Source organism: Streptomyces sp. NPDC058872, from assembly GCF_042743065.1.
GTDB lineage: Bacteria > Actinomycetota > Actinomycetes > Streptomycetales > Streptomycetaceae > Streptomyces.
The window spans coordinates 15,331-35,495 of sequence record NZ_JBHYMK010000007.1 but is presented as its reverse complement, the minus strand read 5'-3'; the positions used below and the strand labels follow the sequence as shown (position 1 = coordinate 35,495).

At 72.2% G+C, this 20,165-nt stretch carries 21 protein-coding genes; 14 read left to right on the top strand and 7 right to left on the bottom strand.

What is annotated here, in order from left to right:
• The first annotated feature begins 1,361 nt into the window (after positions 1 to 1,361).
• From ACFW22_RS06175 to ACFW22_RS06160, 4 genes are all read left to right on the top strand, one after another.
• Positions 1,362 to 1,967, top strand: a complete 606-nt coding sequence (locus ACFW22_RS06175) for a GPP34 family phosphoprotein (RefSeq protein WP_386399633.1) — start codon at positions 1,362 to 1,364, stop codon at positions 1,965 to 1,967.
• Between the two features lie 554 nt (positions 1,968 to 2,521).
• Complete coding sequence (locus tag ACFW22_RS06170; protein ID WP_386399630.1) at positions 2,522 to 2,746, top strand: hypothetical protein; 225 nt, start codon at positions 2,522 to 2,524, stop codon at positions 2,744 to 2,746.
• Between the two features lie 117 nt (positions 2,747 to 2,863).
• Positions 2,864 to 3,127 (top strand): hypothetical protein, encoded by a 264-nt coding sequence (locus ACFW22_RS06165; RefSeq protein ID WP_386399628.1) that lies wholly within the window; start codon positions 2,864 to 2,866, stop codon positions 3,125 to 3,127.
• A complete protein-coding gene (locus ACFW22_RS06160; protein WP_386399625.1) occupies positions 3,124 to 3,489 on the top strand; it encodes a hypothetical protein in 366 nt (121 codons plus the stop codon). Before ACFW22_RS06165 ends, ACFW22_RS06160 begins: the two co-directional genes overlap by 4 nt.
• A gap of 349 nt (positions 3,490 to 3,838) precedes the next feature.
• Here ACFW22_RS06160 and ACFW22_RS06155 read toward each other — a convergent pair whose 3' ends face one another.
• The 5 genes from ACFW22_RS06155 to ACFW22_RS06135 all read right to left on the bottom strand — a co-directional run bounded on the left by ACFW22_RS06155 (position 3,839) and on the right by ACFW22_RS06135 (position 8,504).
• Positions 3,839 to 4,888, bottom strand: a complete 1,050-nt coding sequence (locus tag ACFW22_RS06155; RefSeq protein WP_386399621.1) for a 1-phosphofructokinase family hexose kinase — start codon at positions 4,886 to 4,888, stop codon at positions 3,839 to 3,841.
• 387 nt (positions 4,889 to 5,275) lie between these two features.
• The gene (locus ACFW22_RS06150; RefSeq protein WP_386399618.1) at positions 5,276 to 5,734 is read right to left on the bottom strand and encodes a cyclic nucleotide-binding/CBS domain-containing protein; all 459 of its coding nucleotides are present in this window, start codon (positions 5,732 to 5,734) and stop codon (positions 5,276 to 5,278) included.
• A 10-nt stretch (positions 5,735 to 5,744) separates the two neighbouring features.
• Entirely contained in the window at positions 5,745 to 5,939 is a 195-nt protein-coding gene (locus ACFW22_RS06145; RefSeq protein WP_386399616.1) for a hypothetical protein, read from the bottom strand.
• A gap of 122 nt (positions 5,940 to 6,061) precedes the next feature.
• Entirely contained in the window at positions 6,062 to 7,534 is a 1,473-nt protein-coding gene (locus tag ACFW22_RS06140; protein WP_386399968.1) for an AAA family ATPase, read from the bottom strand.
• A gap of 103 nt (positions 7,535 to 7,637) precedes the next feature.
• Positions 7,638 to 8,504, bottom strand: a complete 867-nt coding sequence (locus ACFW22_RS06135) for a universal stress protein (RefSeq protein WP_386399613.1) — start codon at positions 8,502 to 8,504, stop codon at positions 7,638 to 7,640.
• Between the two features lie 306 nt (positions 8,505 to 8,810).
• Between ACFW22_RS06135 and ACFW22_RS06130 the strand changes: the two genes are divergently transcribed.
• The 9 genes from ACFW22_RS06130 (at position 8,811) to ACFW22_RS06090 (ending at position 16,069) form a co-directional block, all read left to right on the top strand.
• Positions 8,811 to 9,275, top strand: a complete 465-nt coding sequence (locus ACFW22_RS06130; protein WP_386399610.1) for an Hsp20/alpha crystallin family protein — start codon at positions 8,811 to 8,813, stop codon at positions 9,273 to 9,275.
• Positions 9,276 to 9,375: 100 nt separating this feature from the next.
• Complete coding sequence (locus tag ACFW22_RS06125) at positions 9,376 to 10,008, top strand: hypothetical protein (RefSeq protein WP_386399607.1); 633 nt, start codon at positions 9,376 to 9,378, stop codon at positions 10,006 to 10,008.
• 475 nt (positions 10,009 to 10,483) lie between these two features.
• Positions 10,484 to 10,990 (top strand): hydrogenase maturation protease, encoded by a 507-nt coding sequence (locus tag ACFW22_RS06120; protein WP_386399603.1) that lies wholly within the window; start codon positions 10,484 to 10,486, stop codon positions 10,988 to 10,990.
• Positions 10,987 to 11,391 (top strand): acylphosphatase, encoded by a 405-nt coding sequence (locus tag ACFW22_RS06115; protein WP_386399600.1) that lies wholly within the window; start codon positions 10,987 to 10,989, stop codon positions 11,389 to 11,391. The genes ACFW22_RS06120 and ACFW22_RS06115 overlap by 4 nt, the downstream gene beginning before the upstream one ends.
• Positions 11,388 to 12,563 carry a 4Fe-4S dicluster domain-containing protein gene (locus ACFW22_RS06110; RefSeq protein WP_386399597.1) on the top strand — a complete coding sequence of 392 codons (1,176 nt, stop codon included), beginning with the start codon at positions 11,388 to 11,390 and terminating at the stop codon, positions 12,561 to 12,563. The genes ACFW22_RS06115 and ACFW22_RS06110 overlap by 4 nt, the downstream gene beginning before the upstream one ends.
• A 5-nt stretch (positions 12,564 to 12,568) precedes the next feature.
• Positions 12,569 to 13,015, top strand: a complete 447-nt coding sequence (locus tag ACFW22_RS06105) for a cyclic nucleotide-binding domain-containing protein (RefSeq protein ID WP_386399965.1) — start codon at positions 12,569 to 12,571, stop codon at positions 13,013 to 13,015.
• Positions 13,012 to 13,821: an FAD/NAD(P)-binding protein gene (locus ACFW22_RS06100; RefSeq protein WP_386399594.1), complete on the top strand. Its 810-nt coding sequence runs from the start codon at positions 13,012 to 13,014 to the stop codon at positions 13,819 to 13,821. Before ACFW22_RS06105 ends, ACFW22_RS06100 begins: the two co-directional genes overlap by 4 nt.
• A gap of 5 nt (positions 13,822 to 13,826) precedes the next feature.
• Positions 13,827 to 14,684: an oxidoreductase gene (locus ACFW22_RS06095; protein WP_386399591.1), complete on the top strand. Its 858-nt coding sequence runs from the start codon at positions 13,827 to 13,829 to the stop codon at positions 14,682 to 14,684.
• Positions 14,681 to 16,069, top strand: coding sequence for a Ni/Fe hydrogenase subunit alpha (locus ACFW22_RS06090; RefSeq protein WP_386399588.1), 1,389 nt, complete (start codon positions 14,681 to 14,683; stop codon positions 16,067 to 16,069). The genes ACFW22_RS06095 and ACFW22_RS06090 overlap by 4 nt, the downstream gene beginning before the upstream one ends.
• A 175-nt stretch (positions 16,070 to 16,244) precedes the next feature.
• Here the strand turns inward: ACFW22_RS06090 and ACFW22_RS06085 are convergent, their stop codons facing one another.
• Positions 16,245 to 17,486: a PP2C family protein-serine/threonine phosphatase gene (locus ACFW22_RS06085; protein WP_386399584.1), complete on the bottom strand. Its 1,242-nt coding sequence runs from the start codon at positions 17,484 to 17,486 to the stop codon at positions 16,245 to 16,247.
• A 137-nt stretch (positions 17,487 to 17,623) separates the two neighbouring features.
• Complete coding sequence (locus ACFW22_RS06080; protein ID WP_386399581.1) at positions 17,624 to 17,974, bottom strand: carboxymuconolactone decarboxylase family protein; 351 nt, start codon at positions 17,972 to 17,974, stop codon at positions 17,624 to 17,626.
• A gap of 865 nt (positions 17,975 to 18,839) precedes the next feature.
• Between ACFW22_RS06080 and ACFW22_RS06075 the strand changes: the two genes are divergently transcribed.
• Entirely contained in the window at positions 18,840 to 19,601 is a 762-nt protein-coding gene (locus tag ACFW22_RS06075; protein WP_386399578.1) for a hypothetical protein, read from the top strand.
• Positions 19,602 to 20,165: the final 564 nt, after the last annotated feature.

Below are 20,165 nucleotides of genomic sequence, written 5' to 3'. Positions count from 1 at the left end.
CTTCCCGACGGCCGCGCGCCCCCTCCGGAAGCCGTACGTCCGGGACCGGAACGGGGCGGGGGCACCCGTTGTCGTGCTGCTGCGCCCGAGCCTTCTCCAAGCCTTCTGCGGGAAGGGCTGGCTCAGGTGGAAGGAGTCCGGCCGGGGGAATCCAGACCAGTGGTCGTGCGAGGCTTGCTGGTCCGCGTGGAGCGGACGACCGGGGACCGTACAGGTGCCGCTGTCGTCTGCTCGGGGTGCGGTTCCTTCAGGACCGCACCCCGAGCACTTCTTTTTCCTTGCACTCCCGTCAGAGCCACAGGTCTCGGTGAGATGGGCGACGAAACCCTTCCAGCGGGCGACACGTCCGCGGCACGTGGCGGGCCGTCTGGTCGTGGGGCGAAGCGACCGCGACGGCCGAGGGCGGCAGCCCGCCGTCCTCGGTGGTGCGCCCGTGCAGGTGGCCGGCTCCGTCGCGGCAGTGGTTCTGCACCGTGGCCTGCCGCAGGGGCTGGAACCTGGGACCGGAAAGGTGGCCTGCCGCATGCTTCCCGACGTGCTCCAGCAACCGGACGGCGTCACTGCCTGTGGCAAGGATCCCGTCCTTGGGGCGGGTGGGTTCTTGCCCAACCCGACCGGACGGCCGTAGCGGCGTCCCGTCCCCTCGTCGACCAGATCCGCCCGCAGGTGCGGAGCGGTAACGGCCGTTCTTCCAGCGCGGCGGGAAGGCCTCGGTGTCTTGATGGCGGTTTTGGCTGCTCTGGCGGCGTGTGCCGGCCCGTACCAGTACTACGAGGGAACGGGGATCCACGACGCCACGGCGGCCGAAGTCGCCGGGAGCTGGGAAAACGTCGAGGGGACCCGCATGGCGCTTCGTGAAGACGGATCGGCCCTTCTCGAAAAGCTCGACGGGTAGGACCTCGACTTCGAGGACGGCTGGCGCCTCTCCGGTACGGGAACCTGGCAACTGACCGACGGCGACGGCGGACGGGTCGTCCGACTCCCACTGACGACCCGAACACGAGTCGAGAGGCGCTTTCCCGTGGGTGTGGCTGCCCTGCCCCCTCGGTTCCGGAACTCCCGCCGACATGCTCGTGGTTCTTCCTTGTGGACCGCGATCAGCACGATGGGCTGGTGCTGTTCTTCATGTACGGCGATCCGGACATGTCGGCCGGGTCGAAATGTGGTGGCCGGCCGCCGCGGTGAGCACCGGCTCGTGGCCGACGCACTCCCGTCCCGGATCGATCACGCGTCGTCCCCGAGCTGTGCCGCGGGCTTCCCGCCTGGACCATACTGGCAGGGGCGGCGTGCCACAGCCGTGCCGGCTTCACGACCGGGCGGGGGCGGGGCGCGCGCATGTCGACGTCTGCGAGGGGAGTCACATGAGCACGGCGAAGGACCTGTTCGTCATTGCGATGGGGACCGGGCACGAGCCACCCGTCGGCCAGGGGGACCTGTCGCTCGCCCTCGCGGGGGCCGAGTTGATCGACCTCCTCGGTGCCGGACACGTGACCGTGGACGGCGACCGGGTGGTACCGGGAGGGGCGTCGGCTCCTGACGACCGGCTCCTCGGTGAGGCGTTCAGCCGGATCGTCCGGACGGCGCCGTACGAGGGCATCGAGGACTGGCTGTGGCGCCGGGGCAGGGACCTCTCGGCCACGTACCAGAGCGCGCTGGAGGCGGACGGGGAGCTCGCGCGGAAGCGAGGGGGTCGCCTGGCACTCGGCGCGCGACGCGTGGAACCCGTCGACACGGCGGCCCGCCACGGTGCGGTCGAGCGCTGGGAACGCAGGGAACCCGTCCTGGTCGCGCTCGCCTCGGCCGTCGGCATCGGCGCCGTACCGTCCGATGCGGAGCCAGGCCTCGACGACGAGGCCGCCACGGCCGTGGTCGCCGCCGTTTACGACGCGATCATGGAACTGGAGGCCGTCCGCCAACGACGGACCATCGAGAACGCCGCCTTCGCCAACCTCTGGCGCGGGCCGTGAGCCGGCCCGCGGCCCCCTCGCCAGCACCACGCTGAAGGCGAGCGGCCACCAGGCTGCCGACCAGGAACGGCCACGGCCCCGTGGCCTTCACCTCGTGCCCCCGCGCCACTGACGAGTGTCCGGGCGTACTGCACGGGCATCCGCGCACCGCGACCCGTCTCCGCGGAGGCCGCATGGGACCGTTCTGCCGCCTTGAGGCGGGCCTCGGAGGATGAGCGAAGGCCCGCTGGACGGGCAGACCGGGTCGTCGTGCCGCGTCACGGGCCGTCCCGACCAGGCGTCCGGCCTCGTCGTGGTCCCGGCACTCCAGCGTGGCCCGGGCGAGCAGGTCGAGCTGGAGGACGTCGCCACGGACGGGAAACGGCCACAGGCCTCGGTTCGGGTGGGGGCGGCGCGGGCATGGAGGGCAAGACTCCGCCGAGGGCTGCGACGATTTCCGCGGCCGCGAGCAGGCCGCGCCCGTCGCGCGACGCTGGTCGCGCGGTCAGCCGACGCCTACAGCCTTGAGCCGGCCAACCCCCTCTCGGCGTCCTCCCCGCACACGCACGACCTGTGTGTCGCCGCGTTCCGGCTGCTGGAACGCCATCACGTTCCAGCGGGCCCGGATCACCCCGGTCGCCGAGAGCCTCCGCCCGGCCGGTGAAGAGCCCGTCACCCAGGTCTCCCTCGACCCGTCCCGGCCGAACCGGCTGCGCCCGGAGCCGGCCCAGGACCGCATCGACACCAAGTGTGGGCGCCGCCTCACCGGGCCGGCGGGCCCCTGTCTGAAGGCCGGCTGACGCATCACGACCATCGACCCGGCCACCTGGGGTGGTCCCGGGCGCGGATTCCGCTGTGCCCGAATCCGGACGAGTCCGCTAGTCAGCGGTATCAGGTGCTAGCTATGGTGGTGTGCCATGGCGAAGCAGACGAACATCCGGCTGAACGACGATGTGAGGGCGGCTGCCGAGGACCGGGCCGCACGCCGCGGCCTGAGCCTTCAGGGATACGTGGCTGACTTGATCGAGGCCGATGTGAACCAGTCGCGTGCCGCCTTCATGGCCGGCGCCGCGGCGTTCCTGGCCGGGTACGCGGACGTGTTCGAGGCTGAGGTCGGTGAAGACCGGTATCCCGGCCTCCCTGAAGGCCTGAAGCCGAGCGCGCCGCAGGACGCCGCGTGAATCTTCGCATCGACCTGGCCTGGATCCTGGCGGTGGCGCAGCAGATTCCGGGCGACCCGGAGGTTGTCGACTACGGCGTCCCTGTCGCGGCGGAGGCGCGTCACCGGGCGGAGATCCTCGACCACCAGGTCTACCCCGAGCCCCATCACAAGGCTGCGGCGCTGCTGTGCGAGCTGGCGAGGAACCCCAGCTTGGAGATGAGGAACCTGCTGTTCGCCGCCACGGTGACCGCGGCGTACCTGTCGGCGTGCGGCCTGCCGGTGAGTCCTGGCCTGGACAGTGTCCTTCCGCTGGCCCGCGCCGCCCGCGAAGGTCTCCCGGTGCGTGACGTCGCAGCTCAGATCAAGACCTGGACGAGCTGAACCTCGCTTGGGGCGAAGAAGAAGGTTGCGGGCCAAGCCCAGTACCTCTGGGGCGGCTGCCGGTGGCACGGGGAGTGACAGCCCCGTGGGACTGCCGGGAGAGGCCGTGTTCGATCATGAGCGTGCCTCGGCCGTGGTAGGGGCCCTCACTCCCTTTGGTCGTGGCCAAGTGGCAACACGGAGCGATTCTGTCGGGGACGTTGGCGTTCTGGGGGCAAGGGCTGTCGGCGCTTGGGACGCTGCGAACAGCCCTGCGTGATTCCGTGTCCTCCCCGGACCCCGGCCGACGGGTCGTAGCCGGACGCTCCGGAGGGGCCCAACGGAAACGCGGGCGGCGGCCACGGCAAGGTCATGGGCGGGCGTGAAACCTGGCCCTCACCTCGGGGCGGAGCGATCGGGCCACTTCTGGGTCGAAGGGCTCGGTGCTGGGGGTGAGCATTGCCGCGGCGGCCACGGCCACGCCCAGGGTGGTGGCGCTGACGGGATCGTCGCCTGCGGTCAGCCGCGCGGCAATGGCGGCCACCATGCCGTCTCCCGCGCCGGCATCGCTCAACGGCTCGCCGGGCAGCGGTGGCGCGTGCAGTTCGGTGTGGCCGTGACCGGTCGAGCACACCGCACCCAGCGCTCCCACCGTGGTGACGGCGACTTCGGCAGCTCCTGTGGTGAGCAGGTGCTCGTTGACGGCCCGGGCGTCGTCGAGGCTGCGGATGTCCCGGCCGGTCAAACTCGTGGCCTCTGTCCGGTTGCAGCGGAGGAGGAAGACGCCTTCCGTGAGCGCTCCACTGAGCGCCGGCCCGGAGGTGTCCAGGATCAGCCGTGATCCGGCTTTCCTGATACGGCGGGCGGCGAGCGCGTAGAAGTCGGGGGACAGACCGTGGGGCAGGCTGCCGCTGGCCACGACGTACGGGTGGTCGCCGGCAGCTCGCTCCAGCACGTCCAGGCATCGCATCCCTTCGTGTGCGTTCACTCGTGGGCCGGGCGGCACGATGTGGTAGCTGTGACGCCTTTCGGTCTCGAACAGCACGAGTGCTTCGCGGGTCTCGTCCTCGATGTCGACGGCGACGTGGTCGATGCCTTCTGCGTTCAGCAGCCGGTTCAGGCGCAGACCGGCCTCGCCTCCGGCGGTGTGGACGGCGGTGGCCCGTCCTCTGAGCCGTACGACACCACGGGCGACGTTGATCCCCCCGCCCCCGGCGGCCACCGACCTCACCCGGGCACGGCTCTTGCCGACGGCTGTCAGCCGCTCGACCTCCCAGGCGAGATCGACGGTGGGGTTCAGCGTCAGGGTGAGGACGGACGGCCCAGCAGCCTCATCCTCCGAACCTGCCGAACCCTCCGAGCCCCTTGGACTTTCGCCGCTCCTGCCCACGGCGGGGTCCGGTGGCCCGAGCGTGTTCATCGCGGTACCCAGGCGGTCGTGCCCGTCCGCGTTCGGTGTACCGCCTCCTGGACGCGACCTTGCGTCATCGCACTCACCTTCGTGGACGGGGGTACGAACCTGTTCTCCATGCTCGGACAGCGCCGGGCCACCTGCATGTCGGCCCGGGGCGGATCGACCGGTCTCGAGCCCGGAGGAGCAGCGCCGGAGCAGGTCGGCGCTGCCGTCCACGGCTGCCAGGGGGATGCCCCCAGTCCTGGCGTGCGCTTGCCGAGAAGGCCCCGACTGCTACGCCTGCTACAGGGACGTCGACGTCGTGGCCGCGGTCACGGAGGACCCGGGGCCCGCCCGGCTGGTCGCCCGCTTCGTACCGCCCGGGGCGTCAGGGGAGGAAGCAGCCGGGTACGGTCAGGCCCCGCGCGAACGGGCGTTCGCACCGGGCGGCCCGGGTGGTTCCTCGAGCACGCTCCAGGCGACCGGCCCCAGGAGGTCGGCCAATCGCTGGAAGACGTCGATGAGCATGTCGTCCACGGTGAGGACGCCAACGACTCGGTGATCCTCAAGGACGGGCAGGCGTCGGACACCGCCCGTGCGGAAGGTCCGGTAGGCCGTGTGGACGTCGTCGGCGGTGTTCACCGTGATCACGGGTGAGGTCATCACCGAGTCGATCACCTCGTTCGTGTCGAGGCCCCTGGCGAGAACGGCCAGCGCGAGGTCGCGGTCGGTGACGATGCCGCGGAGTGCGTCGCCCTCGGTGACGATCACGGAACCGACCCCGTACTCGGCCATCTCGCGGGCGACTTGCCGCAGCGGTGTGCCCACGGGCACGGACACGGCCGGATGGCTCATCGCCTCGGTCACCCTCATCGACGAGCCCTCACAGTCCCTGGGCCAGTAGCAGCTCGTGCGCCAACCGGGCGCCGCGTGCCGCCTGCTTCTCCCGTTCGACGTCCTCCGAGGGGATCTCCTCCAGTCCTTCGGCCAGCGCTTTGACCGCCTGTGCCAGGACCTGCACCTGGGTCTCCAGGACGCGCAGCCTCTCGTGCTCGTTCGGGGCGATGTTCCCGGACATCACGTCTCCTTTCGTGAGGGGGTGGGGTTGGGGGTGGGGCACCGAGGGAGCGGTTCGCCCGTTCGGTGGGGTGGGTCGTGTGTGGGCCTGGTCGGGGTCGCCCGCGGCGGCGCCTTCTGCTGCTAGTCCGGGTCCATGTAGGGGCGGCGGAAGACCAGGCGGCCGGTGTCGTGCGGGCGTACGGCTGCCAGGGCCCGGGAGACCGAGGCCTCCAGGGGACCGCTGGTGTCGATCGCGACGGCTTCCGCCCACGGCGGCTCCTTCGCCGCCATGACGGTGGCCACGTCGAGGTCGGCATCGGACGGCCCGGAGGGACGGCCTTGCAGGCGGGCCGCGGTCGTCTCGTCCGGCACCCGGCAGTGCAGGGCCACGAGGTCGGCGCTGGTGCGTTCGGCGACGCGCCGGGCGGCTTCGCGCTGTGCGGTGTTCGACCAGCTGGCGTCCAGGACGACGGACTCGCCGCGGGACAGCAGGGCGGATGCGCGCTTGAGCAGGGCGGCGTAGGTCGTGGCGGTCCACTCGGGCGTGTACAGGCCCTCGCCGTAGGGGGCCGCAGCGGACCGGTCCGCCGGGATGCCGGCGAGTTCCTTGCGGAGGCGGTCGCTGCTGAGGAGCGTGACGCCCAAACGGTCGGCGAGTGCGCCGGAGAGGGTGGATTTTCCGCTGCCGGGAAGTCCGCCCACGAGGGTGAGGCCGACGGCGGAGGTGCGCAGATGCCGCAAGGCCGTGGTGATCAGTCGTCGTGCGGTGAGGTCGGCGTCGGGCGTGCCCTGGCGGGCTTGGATGAGGGAGACCTTGGCGCGGACGAAGGCGCGGTAGGCGACGTAATGGTGCCGCAGGGACGGCGGCGCGGGATCGCCGGAGTACTCGCCGTAACGGGCGAGGAAGAACGCCGCCAGATCCGGGGCGTCGAGCTGTTCCAGGTCCATGGCGAGGAAGGCGGCGTCGTCCAGGCCGTCGACGTAGCGCAGGTGGTCGTCGAACTCCAGGCAGTCCAGCACCCGGGGCCCGTCATCGAGGCAGAAGACGTCCTCAGCGAGCAGGTCGCCGTGCCCGTCGACGATGCGGCCCTGCTCGATGCGCACGTCGAACAACGGCTCACGACCGGCGAGATAGCGGCGGACCAGCCGCTCGACCTCCGCCACGTCTTCCAGCACGCGCCCTTCCCCGACCATCTCGCGCACCTGCGCGAAGCTCGCCTCCCAGCGCGCGGACAGGGCGTCCCGGGTGCCCTGCGCGTCCACGTCCGGCGTGCGGGGCGCGTTCGCGTGGCGAGTGGCGAGCAGCCGGGCGACGGCCCGCAGAGCGCCGTCGACCACCGCACCTTCTCGTACGAGCCGGGACAGGCGTCGCTCGGCGGGCATGCGGCGCATCGCCACCAGCGGCTCGGGCGCCCCTGCGTCCGGGACGCGGAGCTCGCCCACGCCCAGGTAGACGTCCGGGGCGAAGCGGCGGTTGAGGGCGACTTCCCGCTCGCACGCGGCACGCCGTGCCTCCACGGTGCTGTAGTCCAGGAACGTCAGGTCGATCGACTTCTTCAGCTTGTAGGCGCGATCGCCGACGAAGAACACGACCGCGGTGTGGGTCTCGCGCACCTCCGCCCGCGGGAGCGCGCCGGTGTCAAGGGCCGCGTCGGGCCGGAGGCCGGCAGCGTGCTCCTGGCGCGCCGTCGTGATCAGCTCGTTCAACGGGGTCGGCTCAGTCATGGGGGACGACGGCGACAGGGCAGCGCGCGTGGTGCAGGGCGGCATGGGCCACGGGACCGAGGCGGGGTGCGAGCGGAGGGCGGTGCTTGCGCCGTCCGACGACCAGGAGTTCGACACCCTCTGCGGCGCGCACGACGGCCTCGGCCGGGCTCTCGAGTCGGACGGCGCTGACCGGCTCCACGCCGGGGAACTTCTCGTGCCAGGGATGCAGGACCTGGTCCAGCTGCTTTCGCGTCTCCTCCGTGATCTCCTTGGTGACCTCGTGATCCGCGCCCCATGGAGTGTGCGCATGGAGCGGCAGGCTTCGGCCGTGGACGACCTGAAGGGGCACGCCGCGGGCCGCGGCGGCCTCGAAGGCGAAGGCGAGCAGGTCGTCGCAGGGGCCGTGCAGCTTCAGCGCGACCACGACGCCGCCGGGGGCGGGCGACGTGCCCCTTCCGCGGGGTTCGGGACGGACCAGGACCACGGGCCGCGTGGCCCGGGCCACGACGGCCATGCTGACGGAGCCGAGGAAGTAGCTCTCGGCGGACGTCAGGCCGCGCGAACCCAGCACGGTCAGCTCGGCCTGCGATGCCGCCTGCACCAGCGCGCCCTGTGCGTCGTCGGCGACCAGGTCGCCGACGATCACGAGGCCCGGGTGGCGGGCCTGGAGTTCTGCCCGTGCCTTGTGCACGAGGCGCTTCGCCCAGTAGTTCTGATCGATCTCCGACGCGGCGCGGACCGGCTCTGGCGCGAGCACGGGCCAGGCGTGCACCAGGCGCAGCGTCAGCTTGCGCCGCTCGGCCTCGTCCGCGGCCCAGTAGGCGGCGGCCATGCTCTCGGCCGAGCCGTCGAGGCCGACCGTGACGACTGGCTCCATGGCACGTGTCTCCCTCTCGTACGACGCCGCAGGCGAAGGCACACGGGCGTCGGCTTCTGAGCACCGAAGGACGCCCCTTCCTCTCTTTCGAGGAGTACCCCAGATCGTCCGGCCGCGCATGCGGGCCGCGACGTGACCCGGCTGGGGAGCCCCGGGGCATCGCAACTGTGCGCCGGAGGGCCGGTGGGTCCCTGGAAGCAGTGCCCCTTCGGCCCTGTTACGGGCCCGTCCGGCACTCGGACGGCACGCCTGCGGGTGTCAGGGTGACGGTGACAGGCCGAGCCACGATGCAAGGAGCGAACGATCATGTCAACGGACATGGAACGCCGCCGCAGCCGCTTCCCCGAGTTCCCCGACGTCAGGGACTGGTTCGGCGACCTTCCCCGCTTCCCGATGTGGCGCACGGCCTTCGGCCGGCACGCCATCCCGATCGAGGTGACGAGCGGGGAGGGACGGTACGTGCTGAAGGCGGAGCTGCCCGGCGTGGACCCCGACAAGGACATCACCATCACGGTGGACGGCGACGTGCTCACGGTCAGCGCCGAGCACGAGGAGAGCAGCGAGACGAAGGACCACTCCGAGTTCCGCTACGGCTCCTTCGAGCGCGTGGTGCGCCTGCCGGAGACGATCGACCCCGAAGACGTCAAGGCCGAGTACACCGACGGCATCCTCACCGTCAGCGTCTCCATCCGCCAGCCCCGGGAGAGCCGCTCCCACACCGTTCCCGTGACCCGTGCAGGGGGATCGGGCGAGGCGGAATCCGCAGCGTGAACCCCTGCCGGATCCCGAAGTCACCCCGCGGGGTCGACACCCTCACACCGCGCTGAGCCCGTGCGGACCCGGCGCGGGCCGTCCCACCTGGAGGCCCGCCATGCGCGACCGACCGACACCGCCTCCCGGGCAGCCACAGCGGCCCCGGCACGACGGTCGGAACGGCGACCCTGCCGATCCGGACGTCAATGCCCTGCGCCGCCCCTGCGACCGGACCCGTACCCGCTGGCACGTCGGCCTCGCCCTCGCAGTGCTCATCGCCTTGATCTGCGGCGTGATCGCGGGCGCCCGCATGTGGAGCGACGCGGCACGAACCGCCCACGACGAGGCCGCCCACCGCCACGAGACCACCGCGACCACCCTGGCCCGCGCCACCAGCGCAGCGACGTCGGCTCGCGACGGCACACCCCCTGTGCTCGTCGACGCCGCGTGGCACGCCCCCGACGGCACACCGCGCACGGGCAAGGTCGCCGTCCAGCCGCGTACCGCCGAAGGCACCACGGTGACGATCTGGGTCGACGACGCAGGGGCGGTCACCCGTGCCCCGCGCAGCACGGCCGAGGGACAGCTCGCCGCCGCCGTCGGAGGCACGTTCATCGCCGGGGCGCTCGCCCTGACCGCCGCCGGCGTGGTCGGCCTGCGCCTGCGGCGCACCGAGGCCGCCACCCTGGAGGAATGGGAGGGCGAGTGGGCCGTCGTCGAACCGCTGTGGACCCACCGCGGGGGCGCCTGAACCGGTCCGGAGCGGTGAATACCGTGCGGTGTCCTCGGTGGTCGGCAACCCTGGGCCGCACGTCCTGCCATGCCGTCGGGTGCGGGACCAGCAGGCTCAAGCCCCACCGGGCTGTGGCCTGACCGCCACGAGACCGACGCGTTCCCGGGCCACCACACCTTGCACGCCCTGCGCTCCGGAAAGGCCACCGGCACGCTGTCGGTCAACGCCTCCACCGGCGCCGCATGGGACCACACCCGGCACGGCCCCCACATCGCCACCAGCGAGCACTGACACGCACGGAAGGCCGTGGGGAAGGACACAGGAAGGCCCGGTCGCCGCCACGGCAGGAGACGGCCACGGCAGGGGACGGCCACCGTCCTGACGGGGGTCGGCCACGCCGCTGTGCGCAGGCGGGGCGGGAGCCGGGGCCGAACGGGTGGTGGCGGGGCGCGTCGTCTCCGCCGTGGGCGGTGTGCCCGGGAAGACTGGCGGGATGGACGGCGCAGGGCGGACGGTGGTCATCGGCGTGGGCAACGAGTTCCGCCGCGACGACGGTGTGGGGTGGGTCGTGGTGGACCGCCTCGCCGAGCCGGACCCCAGGGCACCCGATCTGACCGGAGTGGAACTCGCCTTCTCCGACGGTGACCCGGGGCGGCTGATCGGGATGTGGCAGGGGGCGGCGCTCGGCATCGTCGTCGACGCCGCGCACGCCCATCCCGGGTGCCCCGGCCGGGTGCACCGGCTGGAGGTGAAGCAAGGGGAACTGGCCGCGTCGGCAGCGGCCAGTTCCCACGGCATGGGCCTGGGCGAGGCCGTGGAACTGGCCCGCGTCCTGGGGTGGCTGCCCCAGCGGCTGGTCGTCTTCGCGGTCGAAGGCGAGGACGCCTCGGTCGGCCGTGGCCTCTCCGCGCCGGTCCAGGCCGCTGTCGCGTCGGTGGCCAACCGTGTACGGCGAGAGATCCTTCGCCACCGCGGAGCCCTGAAGGGACTGTCGACATGAGCGGGGCGAGGCGGGCGTGGCGCGTCGAGGTCTCCCGCACCGTCCGGGGCGGGGGCTTCCGGTCCTCCGTCCACTGCACGGCCCACGCGCTCGGTCGGGACGGCCGGGTCTGCAACGCCGACGGTCATGTGATCGCGGTGGCCGGGCCCCGGGACGCACCGGAGACGTTCCTGACCCGCTGCCGGGACTGTGTCCCGCCCCTGGCCATCGTCGACACGCTCACGATGGCCCGCCCGGCTCGCGCAGGGACGAGGGGGAAAGGAGGCCGCGGCGTGTGTCCCGGCATCCCGGGACGCGTGATGGACATCCGGCAGGTCCACGAGGTCGAGGCGCAACGCACCCTCGCGGTGCTGGACGCGAGGGGCGGCGTGGAGGACGAGTCGGAGGAGCTCCTGCCATGACGGTTGACGCCGCAGTCATCGACACCGAAGGTCTGGAAGGGCTGGTGGCCGCGCTCATCCGGCGCGGGCGCACCGTCGTGGGCCCCACGGTACGCGACGACGCCATCGTGCTGTCCGAGCTCACCTCCGCCCGCGAACTGCCCTACGGGTGGGGTGTGGAGCTGGAGGCCGGCAGCTACCGGCTGCGGCGCCGCGCCGACCGGATGGCCTTCTCCCACAGCGCTGGCCCGCAGTCGTGGAAGCACTACCTCCATCCGGAGCGAGTGCGGCAGTGGAGCGCCGAGCGCGGCCCGGACGGCACGGTGACGGTGACCGAGGAGGCGGACCGGCCGCCGGCCTACGCATTCCTGGGCGTGCGCCCCTGCGACCTGGCCGCCATCGCCACTCAGGACCGCGTGCTGATGGGCGGTCCGCACACCGATGACGTCTACCGGCGCCGCCGCACCGGAGCGTTCCTGGTCGTGGTCGAGTGCGTCGAGCCGGGCGCCACCTGCTTCTGCGTCTCCATGGGCACCGGCCCGGCCGCGCACGGCTCGTACGACCTGGCGCTGACGGAGGTGCACGACGAGCGCGGGCACCGCTTCTGGGCGCGCGCCGGCAGCGAGGCGGGCGCCGAGGTGCTCGCGGAGCTGCCCCGCCTGCCCGCCGACACGTCCACGGCCGACGCGGCCCGGGACGCGGTCAGCCGGGCCGCCGGGCGCATGGGGCGGACCATGCCCGAAGTGGACCTGCACGACCTGATGCGCGACACGCGCGAGGCCGAGCGCTGGAACGACGTCGCGGCCCGATGCCTGACCTGCGGCAATTGCACCATGGTCTGCCCGACGTGCTACTGCACCACCACCGAGGACGTCACCGACCTCACCGGCGACCACGCCGAGCGCTGGCGGCGCTGGGACGTGTGCTACGACCTGGACTTCACCCATCTGCACGGCGGGTCCGTCCGGCAGAGCGGGCGGAGCCGCTATCGGCAGTGGCTCACCCACAAGATCGGCACCTGGCACGACCAGTTCGACACGTCCGGCTGTGTGGGCTGCGGCCGGTGCATCGTGTGGTGCCCGGTCGGCATCGACATCACCGAGGAGGCCCACGCCCTGCACGCCGAGCGCGCCGCGGGCCCGCAGGTCGAGGCCGACGGGGAGGAGACGTCAGAGGGGGAAGGGCATCCGTGACGACCATGACCGGCTTCACGGCGGGCCTGACCCCCGGTCAACGCGAGCGGCTCCACGCCCTGGCCCGACCCGTGTCGTTCCCGCCCGGGCACAGGGTCTTCGACGAGGGCGAAGACGCGGACCGCTTCTGGATCCTGTCCCAAGGCTCGGTGGCGCTCGACATCCAGGCCCCCGGCCTTCCCGTGCCCGTCATCGAGACGCTCGGTCCGGGCGACCTGCTGGGGTGGTCCTGGCTCTTCGAGCCCTACCGCTGGCACCTGGGCGCCCGCACCCTCACCTCCGTGACCGCAGAGGAGTTCGACGCGGCCGCCGTGCGCGCCGCCTGCGAGCAGGACACCGGCTTCGGATACGCCATGGCGCGCGCCGTCGCCGCGGTGACGGGACAGCGTCTGAAGGCGACCCGGGTCCGGCTCCTCGACCTCTACGGACCGCCCCACGGAGGTGGGCGGTGACCCTTCCGCGGATCCACGAGGTGCTGCACCGCGAACAGGAGACGGCGGACACCGCGACCCTCGTCCTGAGGCCGATCGAGGCGGCGCTGCCGCCTTTCCTCCCCGGCCAGTTCGCAATGGTCTACGCCTTCCCCCGCGGCGAGGTCCCCCTCTCCCTGGCCGGCATGCCTCACTCCGGGGCCGGCCTGACGCACACCGTCCGGGCCGTCGGGCCGGTCACCCGGGCACTGCACGACCTGCGGCCCGGACAACAGGTCGGAGTGCGCGGCCCGTTCGGAATCCCCTGGGACCTGGCAGCGGCCCACGGACGGGACCTGCTGCTGATCGCGGGCGGCCTCGGACTGGCCCCGCTGCGCCCACTGCTGCAGGCGGCACTCGCCGACCGGCGCCGCCACACCGGCATCACGCTCCTCATCGGCGCCCGCACCCCCGCCGACCTGATCTACCGCCACCAGTACCAGCTCTGGAGCGAGCACGCCCGGGTGGCCGTCACCGTGGACCGCCCGGACGAGCACTGGACCGGGGAGGTGGGGGTCGTCACCACGCTCCTGGACCGCGTGCCGTTCCACCCCGAGCGCACCACCGCCTATCTGTGCGGCCCTGAGGTGATGATGCGCGTCACCGCCCGGGACCTCGCCCATCGCGGCGTTCCCGCCGCGCACACCTTCCTCTCCCTGGAACGCACCATGCGCTGCGGCACCGGACACTGCGGCCAGTGCCAGCTCGGCCCGCTGCTGCTGTGCCGGGACGGCCCCACCACCACCTGGGACCAGGCCGAACCCCTTCTCGCCGTCCGGGAGCTGTGAGAGCCGTGACCACCGACAACCGCGACCCCCACCCCCGAACCCAGCGCCGGGCCGACCGCGGACCGACCCTGGCCGTATGGAAGTTCGCCTCCTGCGACGGCTGCCAGCTGACCCTCCTGGACTGTGAGGACGAGCTGCTGCCGCTCTCCGAGCAGCTGGAGATCTCCTACTTCCCGGAAGCCACCAGCAGCGCCGGCCCGGGACCGTACGACCTCTCCCTGGTCGAAGGCTCCGTCACCACCCCGGCGGACGCCGCACGCATCCAGCACATCAGGGCCGTCTCCCGCCACCTGGTCACCATCGGCGCCTGTGCGACCGCCGGGGGGATCCAGGCGCTGCGGAACTTCGCCGACGTCGCCGAGTTCCGTGCGACCGTCTACGCCAGCCCCGACTACATCGACACCCTCGACGAGTCCACCGCCATCTCCCTCAACGTGCCGGTCGACTTCGAACTGCGCGGCTGCCCCATCGACCGCGGCCAGCTGCTGGAGGTCATCACCGCCTTCCTGACCGGCCGCCGTCCCGACATCCCCGACCACTCCGTGTGCTTCTCCTGCAAGCGTCGCGGCACGGTCTGTCTGACCGTCGCGAAAGGCGTACCGTGTCTGGGGCCGGTCACCCACGACGGGTGCGGCGCCCTGTGCCCGTCCTACGGGCGCGGCTGCTACGGCTGCTTCGGCCCCTCCGGTTCCACCAACCTCCCCGCCTTCATCCCGCTGCTGCGCCGGGACGGCATGACGGACACCGATGTGGTGCGGGTGCTGCGGACCTTCAACGCCGCAGCGCCCGAGTTCGCCGAAGCTTCCACCGCGTTGGAACACACCGGCCGGGACGCCGCCGAGCGGCCCCAGGAGGAGCGGTGACGCACCGAGGCTCCAGAGTCGTCCATGTCGGCGGGCTCTCCCGCGTCGAGGGCGAGGGCGCGCTCCACCTCCGCGTGGACCAAGGACGCATCACCGCCGCGCGGCTGCAGATCTATGAACCCCCGCGTTTCTTCGAGGCGTTCCTGCGCGGTCGTGCCCATACCGAACCGCCGGACATCACCGCCCGTGTGTGCGGCATCTGCCCGGTGGCCTACCAGATGAGCGCATGCAAAGCCGTGGAGGACGCCTGCGGGGTGACGGTCACCGGACCGCTCGCCGGGTTGCGTCGGCTGCTGTACTGCGGGGAGTGGATCGAGAGCCAGACGCTGCACATCTACCTCCTCCACGCCCCCGACTTCCTCGGCTACCCCGATGCCATCACCATGGCCCGCCGCCACCGCGCCGACGTCGAGCGCGGCCTCCGGATCAAGCAGGCGGGCAACTCCATCGTCGAACTGCTCGGTGGGCGCGCCATCCACCCGATCAACGTCCGCCTCGGTGGCTTCCACCGCACCCCTGCCCGGGCCGACCTCGCGCCGCTGGCCGAGCGCCTGCGCCGGGCACGGGAGGACGCCCTGCGCACCGTGGAGTGGGTGGCCGGTTTCGACTTCCCCGACGCCGGCTGCGACGCGCAGCTGTTGGCGCTGGCCGAGCCCGGCCGCTACGCCATCGACGGCGGGACACCCACGGTCATGACCGCCCCGGGCTCCGCAGGCCTCGCCCCGGACAGCACCCGCGCCTTGCCCACCCGGACCTTCCTCCTCCGCGACTTCGAACACCACGTCGTCGAACGACGGCTTCCGCACTCCACCGCTCTGTACTCCTCCCTCGACGGTCATCTGCACCTGACCGGCTGCTTGGCCCGGTACGCCGTCAGCGGGCGCTGGTTGTCTCCCCTCGCCCTCCAGGCGGCGCACACCGCCGGGCTGGGCGACCCCCGCGCGGGCGTCGTCTGCCGCAACCCCTTCCGCAGCATCCTCGTGCGCGCCGTGGAGGTGGTCTACGCACTGGACGAGGCGCTGCGCCTGATCGACGCCTACGAGCCGCCACCCGCCCCGGCCGTGCCCGTGCCACCCCGCGCCGGGATCGGCCGAGGCGTCACCGAAGCCCCGCGAGGCCTGCTCTACCACCGCTACGGCCTGACCGCCGACGGCACCATCACCAGCGCCTCCCTCATCCCGCCCACCGCCCAGAACCAGGACGCGATCGAAGACCACCTCCGTTCCGTCGTGCAGGACCGCCTCGACACCCACACCGGGCTCGACGGCCTCGACGACGACGAGCTGCGCCTGCTCTGCGAACGCGCCATCCGCAACCACGACCCGTGCATCTCCTGCTCCGCCCACTTCCTCGACCTCACGGTCGAACGCCACCGGGACCGTTGATCCGTCCACCGGCAGGAGGGCGGGCGGGCCGGCTCGAGCACTCGGCAGGTCGCCTCCACCGGCACCCGGTGACGAGACGTGCGACCGGGCCGGCCGCGCGGTGAAGCGGCCCGTGGCACGCTTCCCGATGGTCTCGACGCCTCGCTCGTGACCGTCCCTCGTGCCCCTCGGCGGTTCACAGCCGGACGACGACCAGGGCGATGTCGTCCCGTGCGCCGCTTGCCACGCCGAGGTCGGCCAACAGGGCGTCGGCCAGGCGCTGCGGGCTGTGGGAGCTGTACCGTCCCAGGGACTCGGCCAGGCGGGTCAGGCCCACGTCGATGTCCTCGCCGCGGCGTTCGATCAGCCCGTCGGTGTAGAGCACGAGGGTGTCGCCGGGGAGATAGGGCCGTACTGCCTGGGGGCGGGGAACATGCTGGGGCCGGGCGCCCAGGGGCGGGTCGACGGCCTGGTCCAGCAGCTCGCAGCTGCCGTCCGCGTGCGCCAGGGCCGGGGGAGGGTGCCCCGCGTTGCTGTAGATGATCAGACGGCTGCGGGGGTCCACCATCGCCTTTGCGGCGGTCGTGTTCAGCGCCCCCTCGACCGAGCGGGCGTACAGGCCCAGGACCTCCAGTGCCTGGGCGGGCCGCTCCAGGGCACGGATGGCCGCGCTCAGCGCACTGCGCAGCATGCCCATGACGGCGGCGGCCTCCAGGCCGTGGCCGACGACGTCACCCACTGCGACCGCGAAGCGGCCGTCCGGCAGATCCACCATGTCGTACCAGTCCCCGCCCACGTTCAGGGACCCGATGGCCGGCAGATAGCGCACCGCGACGTCGTCGTGGCGGGCCAGGTCGGGTACCTGCAGCATGGCCTCCTGCAGGGTGACGGCGATCTCACGCTCGCGTGCGTGGGACTGGCGCAGCTCCTCGTTGAGGCGCTGCAGCTCGCGGGCCCGCGCGTACAGCTCGGCCTCCAGGGCCTCCCGCTCGGTCAGCTGCCGGGTGGGCGAGGTCCGATGGCCGGAGCCCCGCGACCGGACGAAGGCGGTCACGTCCTCGACCCGGTGGATGATCCACTCCACGCTGCCGTCCAGCGCGAGGATCGGGGTGTTGATCGGCGACCACCAGCGCTCCTCGAAGGTGCCGGGCCGGTTGGTGACGGGGATGTCGTACTTCTGCAGAGCCATCGTGTCCGGCTCGCGCGAGAGGAGGACACGGTGAAGGGAGGCGTTCAGGTTGCGGACTCCGTCGGCATCGGGATCGGCCGGGTTGTCCGGGAAGGCGTCGAAGAGGTACCGCCCCAGCAGCTCCTCCCGGGTCCGACCGGTTGCCTCCAGATAGGCCCGGTTCACCTCCGCGATCACCAGGTCCGAGCCCAGCACCAGATACGGGCTCGGTGTCGCCGCGAACAGTGCCGCGTAGTCCAGGTCCGCCATGACCGACCCCTTCTGCCCGCCCCGCCATGTCATGGTCTCACTGGCTCATCACCTGGTCGCGCCACTTCCCTTTCCCTTTTCCGCATGGCGTCCGGCACCATTCCGCGAAGCCGGGCCGACGTGCGCGGCGGAGGGGGTCAGCGGTTCGCCTTCGCGTGGAACTCGCGGAACGCGGCGAAGGCGCGCGGGCCGTAGACCGTGGCCGGGCCGCCGTTCAGGAGGATCGCGACGCCGATGGCCTCGGCGACCTCCTCCTGGCTCGCGCCCTGCCGGGCGGCCCCGTGGGCATGGGCTGCGATGCAGCCGTCGCACTCCTTGCTGACGGCGATGGCCAGCGCGATGAGCTCCTTGGTCCTGACGTCCAGGGCACCGGGGGCGAGCGCGGCTTCGTGGAGTTGCTTGTAGCCCTCGTACACCCGGGGAAGGGCACGCCGCAGTTCACGGCTGGGCTCCCGAAGCTCCTCCCGGACGTGCTCTCCGTAGCTCATGTCCGTCTCCTCTCCCGTGCTGCCGTCGGCGTGGGGCGAGACGGGGTGCGCCGCATGCCGCTCCTCCGAGCAGAACGCATCGCCGCCGTCCCCGCCCGGGGCGGGATGCGGCCGGGCGGTCCCGACCACAGGCCGATGGGGCCCGCGCGTCTCCGCTGGTGGGACACCCCATGGTCCGAACGCTACCGACCACGCGCCGGTCACGCTTGGCGGATGCAGGTGCGGCCGGGCCGGAGGACCGCTGCCGTACCTCGGTGCGGTCTGCGCACCTCCGCACGGGGACGGGTGTGGGGCGAGGCCCGAGGTACCTCTCCAGGTGTTCCCGCGTGCACGGGGAGTATCGCTCCAGGGGCGGACCGATCCGCTGGTCCGACCCGCCGCACCCGGCGTGACCGGGCGGGAAGCACGAATGACGCAGATCGGAGGACTTGATGGTCACAAACCGTCGCACGGACGCCGGCACCCTCCGCAGCAGACTTCACCACGACTTCGACGTCACCCAGCGAGCCGCTGCCACTCTCGCACTCCAGGCCCTGATCCAGGGGTACCGCCCGGCACACGTGATCGTTGACGTTCCCACGAGCACCCCCTCACCAGCGGCTTTGAGCTCACTGCTCCGGGCCTACCGCCCGTGCGGAAGCGTCGGCACGGCTTTCCGGCGCACCGACCCCGGAGCCGGTGCGCAGAAGGCCCTGAAGGCTGGTGCTCGACGAGAGGGGCCGGTCGGATTCAGAAAGGGCCGGACGGCCTCTGGGACGCTTCCCGTACCCGAGCGAGGCTGGACTCGCCGGAATCCTCGGCCGTGGGGCCGTGGGGCCGTGGGGCCGTGCGGTCGTGACGGGAACGGCTCGGGAAGGTGATGACCATGCCCGGCAGGAGCAGGCGGACCGCCGCCGCGCTGGCCGCCCTCGCACTGGCCGGCACGCTGGCCGGCGGATGTGCGGCGGATGCCGTCACCTCCAGCGGTGCCTCCCCGCATTCGGCCGCCGCGCCGAGCTCCTCCGGCGGTGACTGCTGGCGGTCGGGCACGTCGGGCGACGACTGGGACGACTGGGACGCGTGGATGCCCGGCATGATGCCGGGCATGAGGGGCCACGATGACTGTGCGTGGGGTCCCGGCATGATGGGCGGGCCGTACTGGCAGCGCGGTGACGGCACCCCGGTGACGACTCTGGACCAGGCCCGGGCACGGGCCGACGCCTTCGCCGGTCGGCTCGGGCTGCGCGTCGGGGAGGTCATGCAGTTCTCGAAGAACTTCTATGCCGAGCTGATGACCCCGTCCGGGGCATTGGCCACCGAGATCCTCGTCGACCCGACCGACGGTGACACCGGGATCGAGTACGGCCCGGCGATGATGTGGAACACCGATTACGGCATGCACCACCGCGACCAGGGCAAGGAGCAGGTCCGGATCTCCCCCGACCAGGCCCGCAACCGCGCCCAGCAGTGGCTGAACGACCGTGAGACCGGCCTGACCGTCGGCGAGGCCGACGTGTTCCCCGGCTACTACACCCTGCACACCCTGCGCTCCGGGAAGATCACCGGCATGCTGTCCGTCAACGCCTCCACCGGCGCCGTATGGGACCACACCTGGCACGGCACCTACATCGCCACCAGCGAACACTGACCGCACGGGAGGTCCGCGAAGGGTGCGGGCAGATGCTTCCCTCAACCCCCGCCACCGCAAGGGGCGGACGCCTGCCTGGTCACTTCCAGTCATTGACCAGAAACTCACGGGGCGCACGCGTCGGGCGCGTAGCGGAGGTGTGGGCCGCCGGACTATCCGCGCACGATGGGGCTGGCGTCGTCGGCGGTGGAAGAACCGGCGTGAACGGCCTGCTGAACGGTGGTCTGCTCAACCTCGGACAGGACCTGGTGTTCCCCCACACGGCGGGCCCGACCATCTCGACGACGAGGCCGAGTCGTGCGACGTCATCATCACGGCTGTGGTTGTCCTGTGCACTCTGACACCCGACGCGGCGGAGGGGTTCGCGGGCCATCTGGGCCGAGCACGGAGAGGTCGCCGCAGAGAGGAGAGCGGGGCGGGTGAGGCGGCGCAGCGGCGACGGTCCGCGGGGCTCGCGTCCCGTACAGGACACCTCCGTGCGACGCTCCGGCAGCGGTACGGGCTCATGGGCGTGCCCGTACCGGGAGGGGCGGAGCGACGCGCGGTGGTGCCGTCCCCATGGAC

Bases quoted from the DNA above. Each gene is read 5' to 3' on its own strand.
- ACFW22_RS06175 (WP_386399633.1), top strand. From the start codon at position 1,362: ATGAGCACGGCGAAGGACCTGTTCGTCATTGCGATGGGGACCGGGCAC.
- ACFW22_RS06165 (WP_386399628.1), top strand. From the start codon at position 2,864: ATGGCGAAGCAGACGAACATCCGGCTGAACGACGATGTGAGGGCGGCT.
- ACFW22_RS06155 (WP_386399621.1), bottom strand. From the start codon at position 4,888: ATGAACACGCTCGGGCCACCGGACCCCGCCGTGGGCAGGAGCGGCGAA.
- ACFW22_RS06150 (WP_386399618.1), bottom strand. From the start codon at position 5,734: ATGAGGGTGACCGAGGCGATGAGCCATCCGGCCGTGTCCGTGCCCGTG.
- ACFW22_RS06145 (WP_386399616.1), bottom strand. From the start codon at position 5,939: ATGTCCGGGAACATCGCCCCGAACGAGCACGAGAGGCTGCGCGTCCTG.
- ACFW22_RS06135 (WP_386399613.1), bottom strand. From the start codon at position 8,504: ATGGAGCCAGTCGTCACGGTCGGCCTCGACGGCTCGGCCGAGAGCATG.
- ACFW22_RS06130 (WP_386399610.1), top strand. From the start codon at position 8,811: ATGTCAACGGACATGGAACGCCGCCGCAGCCGCTTCCCCGAGTTCCCC.
- ACFW22_RS06125 (WP_386399607.1), top strand. From the start codon at position 9,376: ATGCGCGACCGACCGACACCGCCTCCCGGGCAGCCACAGCGGCCCCGG.
- ACFW22_RS06120 (WP_386399603.1), top strand. From the start codon at position 10,484: ATGGACGGCGCAGGGCGGACGGTGGTCATCGGCGTGGGCAACGAGTTC.
- ACFW22_RS06115 (WP_386399600.1), top strand. From the start codon at position 10,987: ATGAGCGGGGCGAGGCGGGCGTGGCGCGTCGAGGTCTCCCGCACCGTC.
- ACFW22_RS06110 (WP_386399597.1), top strand. From the start codon at position 11,388: ATGACGGTTGACGCCGCAGTCATCGACACCGAAGGTCTGGAAGGGCTG.
- ACFW22_RS06105 (WP_386399965.1), top strand. From the start codon at position 12,569: ATGACCGGCTTCACGGCGGGCCTGACCCCCGGTCAACGCGAGCGGCTC.
- ACFW22_RS06085 (WP_386399584.1), bottom strand. From the start codon at position 17,486: ATGGCGGACCTGGACTACGCGGCACTGTTCGCGGCGACACCGAGCCCG.
- ACFW22_RS06080 (WP_386399581.1), bottom strand. From the start codon at position 17,974: ATGAGCTACGGAGAGCACGTCCGGGAGGAGCTTCGGGAGCCCAGCCGT.
- ACFW22_RS06075 (WP_386399578.1), top strand. From the start codon at position 18,840: ATGCCCGGCAGGAGCAGGCGGACCGCCGCCGCGCTGGCCGCCCTCGCA.